Raw genomic sequence first — 2790 nt, 5'->3', positions numbered from 1 at the left:
CGGCGTGGCCGGGGCAGTCGACATGGGCATAGTGGCGGGCAGCCGTCTCGTATTCGACGTGTGCCGTCGAAATGGTGATGCCGCGTGCCTTTTCTTCCGGCGCCGCATCGATCTGGTCGTAGCGTTTGTATTCGCCAAAATACTTGGTGATCGCCGCCGTCAGCGACGTCTTGCCGTGGTCGACGTGACCAATCGTGCCAATGTTCACATGAGGCTTAGTGCGCTCGAATTTACCTTTTGCCATAGTCTCTTTCCTTGGACGGCCTGAGGACGGCCTGGACCTTCAGTTCAGTCGAATGCGGGGCGATTAGCGACTAAGGCCGAAAAACACAAGCGCCTTGTGGCTGAGCGCGGCTCACTCGGTTCGAACCCATGATCCGATTTAGGGGATGTGGCCGATATGGGAATGGCAAGACGGAAATGTAAGATGAGCACGACCCAAGGCCGGTGGCGCCACAAACCCTTAATGACACTGGCTTAATGACACTGGAGCAGAATGGCGCCTGGGCACTTGCGGGTAAATGAGCATCATGCGGATTGCCACCATCGCGACAGGGCAGAACCTGCAACGTCTGATCTATCTGGCCATATGCGGCTTGATCTGCACTTACATCGGCGTGCTTGGCATTTCGATATTGATCGGCAGCTGGCTGTTCGACGAAAACGGGCGGCCGCTGGCGACCGACTTCATCGCATTCTGGGGCGCTGGCAAGCTTGTCCTGCAAGGCCATGCCGCCGATGCCTATAATTGGGACCTGCACAAGAGCATCTCGACCGCTGAAAGCGGTGCTACCTTCGACGGCTATTTTTCATGGCAGTATCCTCCGACTTTCCTGATCGTGACCGCCGCACTGGCGTTGCTATCCTATCCGGCTGCATTGGTTGCATGGATGGCGACCGGGATAACGCTCTACGCCGCCGCCATACGGCTGATCGGGAACACACGCGTTGCGATTCTGGCAGCCATGGCCTGGCCCCCCGTGCTTTGGAATACCGTGGTCGGCCAAAACGGCTTCATTACCGCTGCGTTGCTTGGCGCAGCCATCGCCTCGATCGAAAAACGCCCCGCGCTGGCCGGCCTCTGCTTCGGCCTGCTCACCTATAAGCCGCAATTCGGTCTGATGATCCCGCTTGCGCTCATCGCTGGAGGCTTTTGGCGAGTGATCGGTTGGGCCGCTGTTTCCACCACCGTCATGATCATGCTTTCCATCGGCCTCTTCGGCGCCGAGATTTGGTCCGATTTCTTCGATGCCGCCGCCAAGGTCAACGGCACCATTCTCGTCGATGGTAGGGCTGACTTCTCCAAGCTTCAAAGCCTCTACGGTTTTGTCCGCGCGCTTCGGTGGAATTGGACGCTCGCATGGACCGCGCAGGGCCTGCTCATCGCAGTTCTGAGCGCTGGCATCATCTGGATATGGCGTCAAAAAGTGGCGTTCGACGTCAAGGCAGCAGCGCTCGCAACCGCGACGATTCTCGCTTCGCCCTACGCGTTCATCTATGATTTCGTGGCTCTCGCAATCCCGCTGGCGTTTCTGGGAAAATCAGGATTTTCGGCGAAAGAATGCGCTGTCGTGATCTTTGCCGGCATTCTGCTCGTCTCGGGCCCCTCGGAACACCTGGCCACCGCCTTTCTCTCGGCGCTGCTTGTATTGGGCCTGGTGGTCGGCCGCGCATGGCAGGCTTTTCCGACACTTGGCTTCGCGGGCTGGAGCGCTCAACGTGAATTGAAGCCATAATCCGTTCAATTGCCGCTGGAAATCCGTTCGCTTGCCGCTGGCCCATTGCCGCTGCCGCGCCGGTCTGATTTCGTCGGCCCATGCATTTCATCCCGACTGCCATCCGAGGCCCGCTGTTCATGGTCGTTTCGACCGGGTCCTACATCGTGAACGACACGATGATGAAGCTCGCAACCGCGGGACTGCCGCCCTATGAGGTGCTGTTCCTGCGCGGCGCTGCGGCAACATTGTGGGGCATTCCGCTGCTGTTCATGCTGGGCTATGGCAAGCAGATCCCGCTGATCCTCGACGCGAAGGTGTTGCGCAGGAACCTGCTCGAACTGGGTGCTATCCTTTGCTACGTGGTGGCGCTCGCCAACATGCAGATCGCCGATTCGACCGCGCTTGGGCAGATCACACCCTTGCTGATGCTGGTCGGCTCCTCGATCCTGTTTGGCGAACGGATCGGCGGGCTGCGCCTGGCGCTGATCGGGCTCGGCTTTATCGGCGCGGTGATGGTGGCACAACCGACGATGCAGGGGATTTCGGTCTACGCCCTGCTGGCGCTAGGCAATGCCGCTCTGTCCGCGGCGCGCGATCTGGCGGGACGCAAGGTCGCCGCCGAGGTGCCGGGGATGGTTGTCGCAATTTCCGCGGTGATTGTGGTGCTGGCCGGCGCCGGGGCAGCTCATTTGCTTTCCGAGCAGTGGGTCGTGCCTGAAACCCATCACCTGCTGCTGATGGCGGGGGCCGGACTGTTCCTGATCTTCGGCCACTTCTTCATCTTCATGGCCTATCGCGTCGGGCCGACCAGCGTGGTGGCGCCGTTCTACTATTGCTTCACCGTCTGGGCGGTGATTTCGGGCCTGGTGGTATTCCGGCAACTCCCGAATGCGCTGGCCATCTGCGGTATCCTGCTGGTGGTGGCCAGCGGGTTGACAATCGTCTCGCTCGACGAGCGCAAGCGCCGGTTGACTGTCGTCGCCTAGATGTGGAGCCTCAACAGGTTGTCCTCGGTTAGAGCGAGGCGACTGATAGGTGTTTTTGACTTTAGGCTGCCGTGGGGGCGATGCCA

3 protein-coding genes are annotated in these 2790 nt (G+C 60.0%); 2 read left to right on the top strand and 1 reads right to left on the bottom strand.

Annotation, left to right across the window (positions count from 1 at the left end):
* A partial coding sequence (locus tag NKH01_RS35020) for a GTP-binding protein (RefSeq protein ID WP_352484577.1) occupies positions 1-244 on the bottom strand: 244 nt, incomplete at its 3' end.
* Between the two features lie 286 nt (positions 245-530).
* On the opposite strand from NKH01_RS35020, the gene NKH01_RS35015 reads away from it, so the two are divergent.
* Complete coding sequence (locus NKH01_RS35015; RefSeq protein ID WP_353024729.1) at positions 531-1736, top strand: glycosyltransferase family 87 protein; 1206 nt, start codon at positions 531-533, stop codon at positions 1734-1736.
* An 80-nt stretch (positions 1737-1816) separates the two neighbouring features.
* Positions 1817-2704, top strand: coding sequence for a DMT family transporter (locus tag NKH01_RS35010; protein ID WP_352965139.1), 888 nt, complete (start codon positions 1817-1819; stop codon positions 2702-2704).
* Positions 2705-2790 lie beyond the last annotated feature (86 nt).

The sequence above is a fragment of the Mesorhizobium sp. M1403 genome (genome assembly GCF_040317695.1).
Classification (GTDB): Bacteria; Pseudomonadota; Alphaproteobacteria; order Rhizobiales; family Rhizobiaceae; genus Mesorhizobium.
The sequence above is the reverse complement of the archived record's forward strand: the minus strand, read 5'-3'. Positions and strand labels throughout refer to the sequence as shown.